The 6,263-nt window shown below is 63.6% G+C and carries 7 protein-coding genes; 4 read left to right on the top strand and 3 right to left on the bottom strand.

Annotation, left to right across the window (positions count from 1 at the left end):
• The first annotated feature begins 499 nt into the window (after nucleotides 1–499).
• The 3 genes from AB0B91_RS24355 to AB0B91_RS24345 are packed head-to-tail and all read left to right on the top strand — an operon-like array spanning nucleotide 500 to nucleotide 2,353.
• Nucleotides 500–1,771 (top strand): ATP-binding protein, encoded by a 1,272-nt coding sequence (locus tag AB0B91_RS24355; RefSeq protein ID WP_358323542.1) that lies wholly within the window; start codon nucleotides 500–502, stop codon nucleotides 1,769–1,771.
• Nucleotides 1,752–2,117, top strand: coding sequence for an RloB domain-containing protein (locus AB0B91_RS24350; RefSeq protein WP_358323540.1), 366 nt, complete (start codon nucleotides 1,752–1,754; stop codon nucleotides 2,115–2,117). Before AB0B91_RS24355 ends, AB0B91_RS24350 begins: the two co-directional genes overlap by 20 nt.
• Entirely contained in the window at nucleotides 2,087–2,353 is a 267-nt protein-coding gene (locus AB0B91_RS24345) for an RloB domain-containing protein (RefSeq protein ID WP_358323606.1), read from the top strand. The genes AB0B91_RS24350 and AB0B91_RS24345 overlap by 31 nt, the downstream gene beginning before the upstream one ends.
• 865 nt (nucleotides 2,354–3,218) lie before the next feature.
• On the opposite strand, the gene AB0B91_RS24340 is transcribed toward AB0B91_RS24345, so the two are convergent.
• Nucleotides 3,219–4,169 (bottom strand): alpha/beta hydrolase, encoded by a 951-nt coding sequence (locus AB0B91_RS24340; protein WP_358323537.1) that lies wholly within the window; start codon nucleotides 4,167–4,169, stop codon nucleotides 3,219–3,221.
• A 42-nt stretch (nucleotides 4,170–4,211) separates the two neighbouring features.
• The gene (locus AB0B91_RS24335; protein WP_358323534.1) at nucleotides 4,212–5,156 is read right to left on the bottom strand and encodes an NADP-dependent oxidoreductase; all 945 of its coding nucleotides are present in this window, start codon (nucleotides 5,154–5,156) and stop codon (nucleotides 4,212–4,214) included.
• A gap of 101 nt (nucleotides 5,157–5,257) precedes the next feature.
• Here AB0B91_RS24335 and AB0B91_RS24330 point away from each other — a divergent pair, with 101 nt between their 5' ends.
• Complete coding sequence (locus AB0B91_RS24330) at nucleotides 5,258–5,791, top strand: MarR family transcriptional regulator (protein WP_358323531.1); 534 nt, start codon at nucleotides 5,258–5,260, stop codon at nucleotides 5,789–5,791.
• 42 nt (nucleotides 5,792–5,833) lie between these two features.
• On the opposite strand, the gene AB0B91_RS24325 is transcribed toward AB0B91_RS24330, so the two are convergent.
• Nucleotides 5,834–6,148, bottom strand: a complete 315-nt coding sequence (locus tag AB0B91_RS24325; protein ID WP_358323529.1) for a hypothetical protein — start codon at nucleotides 6,146–6,148, stop codon at nucleotides 5,834–5,836.
• Nucleotides 6,149–6,263: the final 115 nt, after the last annotated feature.

Genomic DNA, 6,263 nt, shown 5'->3' with positions numbered 1-6,263 from the left:
TCCGCCACATCTCGCGCGACGCCACCCGCACGCTCACCGTCCTCAACCTCACATGATCGAGAAACCGGACAAAACTCCACTACGCCGGAGCCCTGGGAGAGCAACGCGCTCCCCATGAGACGCCTGTCCATCGTGACGGTAGCGCGATCCGCTAACCGAGAGGCAGGCACGACTGCCGACTCGAACCCTCGATGTAACGCCGTGTTGTGCAGATGCATGGGAGCTTGCTGGCGCGCTTCCTCGTCCTGCCACGTCAAGGCCGCAGCCAGATGTCATCTCCGCCAAGGTGATCCTCGGCCTGATCTGCCTTGAACATCTTGTCTACGTATTCGTATGGAATGGGCATCTGCATCGCAGTTTCGTAGGCTGGTCGAGCCACTCATGCAGGACCCAACAAGACACCAAGCCCCTTGGTCACGTAGAGTTGCTCCCATCTTGGCGTGCGGTTCTTCCGCACGAGAGGGGGTCTGCGCCCCGTGATGAGGAGGGCAGCCGGGTAATGCTGCTGAGTTTTCGCGTCAGTAATCACCGCTCGCTCCGTGACGAGCAACAGCTACTACTAACCCCTGCATACGGGGAAGATGATCCTAGAGACGGCTGGGAAGCGGTCCCTGTCGTGGCGCTTTTCGGCGCCAACGCTTCCGGCAAGTCAAATGTGCTGGACGCTTTGGCATATATGCGTAACATGGTGCGCGGTTCTCTTCGAGAGAGCGAACCTGGAACCGGGATTTCGCGCCATTCATTCGCATTGGATCCAGCCACGCGTGATGAACCATCCACGTATGTTGCCGATATTCTCCTTGAAGGGGTTCGATACACTTACGGCTTCGCGGTTGACGACTCACAAGTGGTCGAAGAGTGGATGTTCAGCTATCCAAAAAAGAAGAAGAGGGAGATCTTTCATAGACGTGGCGACGATTATTCAATCGGCGACCAGTCTCCCGCTTCTATGCACCAGGTGGCAGCAATAACAGAATCGAACGTGCTGTTTCTCTCCGTCGCGGCGCGCTCAAAGCAGGATTTGGTTCGGCCAGTCTACGATTGGTTTGCCGAGGTAATTTATCGCAACCCTCAAATTCTTCGATTTTCGCGCCTGGGAACACTTGTCGAATCTCTGGAGCGTTTCGGCTACCTGGAAAGAATGACATCCCTACTTCAGGCCGCAGATACCGGTATTGAATCCGCGGAGATCGTGGAGGAAAGTGATGCAGAGCTAGCCCAAAGGTCCGCACGCATTAAAGGACTTGGCAGCCATTCGCCAACACGGCGCAAGGATGTGCTCTTTAGGCATCGAGGTGAAAGCGGCACGTTTCCGCTAAATCTGAGAGACCAGTCTTTGGGGACGCAAACGCTGTATGATCTTGGGCTTGGCGCTTTCAGATCGCTAGACACTGGATCGGTGCTCATCGTTGACGAGCTAGATTCAAGCCTGCATCCCTACTTGACGGCACAGCTTGTAAGATTGTTCCGCGATCAAGATGTCAATATACACGGGGCTCAGCTGATTTTTAGCAGCCATGACGCTACTCTCCTCGGACGGATCCAAGGCGAAGAAGTGCTACAACGCGACCACGTCTGGTTCACCGAAAAGAATGAATGTGGCGTTACCGAGCTGTTTTCGCTTTCAGACTTCAAGCCGCGTCGTGAAGACAACCGTGAACGCCGATACCTGGCTGGTCGCTACGGTGCCGTTCCGATTGTCAGTGACGAACTCTTCGCTGCCGCGCTAGCTGAACGTCGAGAGGCGGACGATGTCCCCTCGAACATCTAGGACGAGAAAGGGAGGCATTCGGACAGATACCGACCTTGAGCACAAGAAGAAGGGGACGCGGCAAGAGCGTGCGAGCTTCCTGATCTTCTGCGAAGGAAAGACTGAAAAGGACTACTTCGTAGGGATGTGGTCGCGACAGGGTCCTCATATTGATGTTGACACCCCTAAAGTCGATCATCTTTCCATAGTCCGCGAAGCTGTCGCTAGACGATCGGACGAGTACGATGCCGTCTGGTGCGTATTGGACATGGAGTTGGATGAGGGCCTTACGTCGGCGCTGATAAGTGAGGCAAAGCGTGGTTCGATCGACCTTGCCTGTCGACGCCATGTTTCGAGGTCTGGTTGATTATGCATCACGCAGACTGCACCCGACCGTTTCTGTCGGCGAACGAGGCAAAACGCAGGCTGAAATCTGTGGCACCAGGCTGGAGCGAAGGGAATACTCGATTTTCTGATTTCCTCCATGGGTTGGATGCGGCCTGCCTTAGAGCTCGCCAACTCGATCCGACTGGGGAAGACTTTCTAAGTAACCCTTCAACTAATGTTTGGCAACTAGTTCTGGCCCTCCGATCAAAAGCTTGATCGGATGTTCCATAGACAAGATCAATGCTGTTACGTTAGATCGCTGGGCTAGGCGTCAAGAGGTTGAAGACCTGTAGATCAACTTTCGCCAGAGAGCGATCATAGAGGACGCCCGAGCATTAGCGTCGGACGCCCCGTGGCGTGCTCTCATTCGAGAGCATCTGGAAGCTCGGCGCTTTTCCTTAGGCGCTCACGCGCACTGCAAGGGCCCTCCGCTCCGCTCCGGCCGTTCTCCTGGAAGCACCTCCGGCGCACAACGGGCTCCGCGATGGGCGCTTCGCGCTCGGGACTCAGGCGTTTCTTCCAGTCGGGCCAAGGGTCCGACCCCTGAAGGGCCTCGCTCCGCCCGCACTCGCTTCGCCACGGGTAGCTCCGGTCAGCCGGTGACTTGTGACGGATGTGACAACGGGCACTTGACCCGTGCTTAACGCCATCCAGCGCCACACCGTACGCTCGGCCACCCCCAGAGCCGCCGCCGTCGCGGCGACCTCAGCGCTCAGCGCACCGCCCTGCTCGGCCGGCCGCCGGAGCCGATGCAGCGCCGCCGCCCACTGCTCCTGGGTTGGCCGGCCCATGAGCGCCATCCTCCTCTGCCGACGGGGGACGGGAGGGACAACGGATAAGGTCCACCGCGGCGCAGGGCCGCTTCATCCCTGCCGATCCGCGATGTGCCACCATCACGATCGAGATGCCCAGGGACCGTCTCGCCACATCGGCAGCCTGCGTCAGCAGCAAAAGCGCAGGTAGCCCTGCAGGGAGCGGGCGAGCCGATCCCCTGTCGAACAGGCAATTTGTGCGACAAGGGTAGAACAGGAACCCTTCGGAGCACGCTCGCGGGGCGAGGGAGAGTGTGGTCCGAAGGGGTTCAGATTGACTTCAGGACGCGGATGCGGTCGGCGATCGCGCGTCGGGAGACGTCCGCGTTGAAGGCGATGGAGTCGAATTCGTGCGGGACCCCGGGGTGGAGGTGAAACTCGACCGGGACGCCGGCGCGGCTGAGCGTGATGGCGTAGGCGCTGGCTTCGTCGCGGAAGGCGTCGATCTGCCCGATTTCGAGGTAGGCCGGCGGCAGGTCGGTCGCGTTCTCGAGGCGAGCCGGGGCGGCGGTGGCCGGGACGTCAGGCCCGCCGGCCGCGTCGCCGAGGAGTGCGGGCCAGGCGGTGCGGCTGTCGTCGTAGGTCCACACGGCGAGGGGTGCGATGTGCGGGTCCGGGGTGGTGTTCCGGTCGTCGAGCATCGGCATCAGGAGGATCTGCCGGGCGATCTGCGGGCCACGGCGGTCGCGGCTGAGGATCGAGAGCGCGGCCGCCATACCCCCACCTGCGCTGTCGCCCATGACGCCTATCCGGTCGGGGTCGACGCCGAGCTCGGCGGCGTGCCCGTTGAGCCACTTCAGGGCGGTGTAGGCGTCTTCGAGTGGGGTGGGATAGGGGTGTTCGGGTGCTCGGCGGTACTCGACGGAGAGCATGGGCACGCCGCTCGCTGAGACGTACCGGGTGACGGGGCCGTCGAAGTGCTCGATATGGCCGAAAAGGTAGCCGCCGCCGTGGAGGAACAGCACGGCCGAGCCGGGGATGCTCTCATGCTTGGCGTACCAGCGCATCGTGATCTGGGCGCCGTCGTCCGTGGCGGCGACGTAGTCGTGTGTGGTGACGTCCTCCGGGATCGGCTGGGCCTTCCCTGACGCGTCAAGAATCGGTTCCCACATGGCACGTCGTCCGGCGACGTCGCCGACGGCCGGCGGGATCATGCCGGCCATCGCTTCGCCCATGGGGGCCATGGCTTCGGCGACTTCGGGATCCAGGATGAGGGGCATGTTCGGTTCCGTTCGATTCAGGTCCAGTGAGGGATGAGAGGGTCAGGCGGTCGGCGCAAGGACGACGACCTTGCCGGACACGGCACCGGCGGCGACTTCCGCGTGGAAGGCCGGGAGGTCCTTGAGCTGGATACGGCGGCTGATGTCGATGTGAAGTTCGCCTCGGTCGATCGCCGCCACGAGGCCGGCGAGCTGCTTGGTGTCGCTCCGGACGAAGACGTTGATCCCGCGCACATGGCGCGTTTCATCGCTCGGCGCCTGCATCCACACCGTGGTGTTGACCACGGCCCCGCCGGATCGCACGAGAGCGGCCTGGTCGGCGAGCTGCGAGGGCTCGATCGGTGCGAGGTTGAGCATGAGGTCGACCGGCTGGGTCGCCGCATCCACCACGTCGGTCGCGGTGTGGTCGAGGACCTCGTCGGCACCGGCGGCCCGGACCCGGTCCGCGCTGCGCGGGCTCGCCGTGGCGATGACGTGCGCGCCGGCGTTCTTTGCCAGCTGCACCGCGTAGGCACCGACAGCGCCTCCGGCGCCGGTGATGAGCACGCGTTGCCCGGCGGTGAGCTCGCCGAGTTCGAACAGTGCCTGCCATGCGGTCAGGCCCACCAGTGGCAGGGCCGCCGCGTCAGCGAGCGGCACGCTCGAAGGCGCGGCCGCCAGGACCTCGGCGGGCGCGATGACGTACTCAGCGGCTGCGCCGTCGCCGATCATCGGGAGGAATCCGACGACCTCGTCACCGACCGCCACCGCATCGACGCCGTCACCGAGCGCGTCGACCGTACCGGCGACGTCGATGCCGGGCGTGTGCGGGAGCGTCACCGGGAATGGGCCCTGGAGGCCACCGCTGCGGATACCGGCGTCGACCGGGTTGAACGACGTCGCCGCGACCCGGATGCGAACCTCACCAGCGCTGGGGACGGGCAGCGCCACGTCCTCGTAGCGCAGGACATCAGCATCGCCGTACTCGTGGAATCGCACTGCCTTCATGACGAACTTCTTTCTTCGAGGAGCAATATGCTTCGAATTCGAAGCACTTCCGGTAAATGAAGCTAGCACTGCTTCGAACTCGAAGCAAGTACGATCGCGGCATGACCGAAGAAGCGTCCCCTCCGCCGCTCGATCCCGCCGAACTCGGCGCGTACTTCGCGCTGATCGAGGTGAGCAGCCTCCTGCGCCACACGGTGGAGCAGCAGCTGCGCGACGCCGGCGACCTCAGCTACGTCCAGTTCCAGCTCTTGGCCAGACTCGGGGACGCGGCAGACGGCAGCCAGCGCATGACCGAGCTGGCAGACGGGGTTGTGTACAGCCGCAGCGGCCTGACTTACCAGGTGGGCCTGCTGGAGAAGACCGGACTCGTCGCCCGCAGCCCGTCGGCGGAGGACGACCGGGGCGTGACGGTGACCATCACCGAGGCGGGACGGGACGTGCTCGCCAGGGTGTTCCCCGGTCACATCGACGTCCTGCGGCAACTCTTCCTCGAACCGCTCACGCGCGCGGACATCGACAGCCTCGCTCGTGTCCTCACCGTCGTCCGCGATCACATGCGCTCCATCCCGCCCCGGTCGGCGAAGCCGCGCCAGAAGCGCGCCGCACGCCAGAACCCCACTGGCGGCGGAGCCTGATCGAGCCCCGGCCCCATCGCTGGGTCGACGAGCGCCACGGAATCATCCGAGCAGGCGCGAGCGGCGGATTCGGGCGTCCGGGTCTACAGCGTCGGCGATCGCCGCGGACCGCTTCCGGACATCCGCTGGCAGCGCATCCGGCACGCCAGCCGCGCCCTTGACCCACGAGCCCGGCGTCGAGTCGGCGTCGGCAATCGACCAGACAGATCGTGCCCGAGCGAACCCTGCTTCGATCCGTTCACGGAGGAACAGGCTGAGCGGCGCGACCGCGTGGTAGATGAAGTCGCCCGGCAGGGCCACAACGGCCCCGATGCGCCTGACCGGTGCGCCCGCCACGTGGCGGATCTCCATCATCACGATCGGGGCGTCGTCTGCCGCGGCTGTCGAGAGGAGCGCTTCGGCGATGACAGGGGTCGATGCGTCGAGCCACCGCGCGTCGCCGATGGCCGGGGTTGCCGTAGGTGGATCGAGG

The sequence above is a fragment of the Nonomuraea sp. NPDC049141 genome (genome assembly GCF_040648415.1).
Classification (GTDB): domain Bacteria; phylum Actinomycetota; class Actinomycetes; order Streptosporangiales; family Streptosporangiaceae; genus Nonomuraea.
Note: the sequence above shows the minus strand (reverse complement) of the source record. Positions and strands in the feature narration are given on the sequence as shown.

What these genes read in the sequence shown, in the direction of transcription:
- AB0B91_RS24335 (WP_358323534.1), bottom strand. Translation starts at nt 5,156, where the DNA reads ATGAAGGCAGTGCGATTCCACGAGTACGGCGATGCTGATGTCCTGCGC.
- AB0B91_RS24340 (WP_358323537.1), bottom strand. Translation starts at nt 4,169, where the DNA reads ATGCCCCTCATCCTGGATCCCGAAGTCGCCGAAGCCATGGCCCCCATG.
- AB0B91_RS24330 (WP_358323531.1), top strand. Translation starts at nt 5,258, where the DNA reads ATGACCGAAGAAGCGTCCCCTCCGCCGCTCGATCCCGCCGAACTCGGC.
- AB0B91_RS24350 (WP_358323540.1), top strand. Translation starts at nt 1,752, where the DNA reads ATGTCCCCTCGAACATCTAGGACGAGAAAGGGAGGCATTCGGACAGAT.
- AB0B91_RS24355 (WP_358323542.1), top strand. Translation starts at nt 500, where the DNA reads ATGCTGCTGAGTTTTCGCGTCAGTAATCACCGCTCGCTCCGTGACGAG.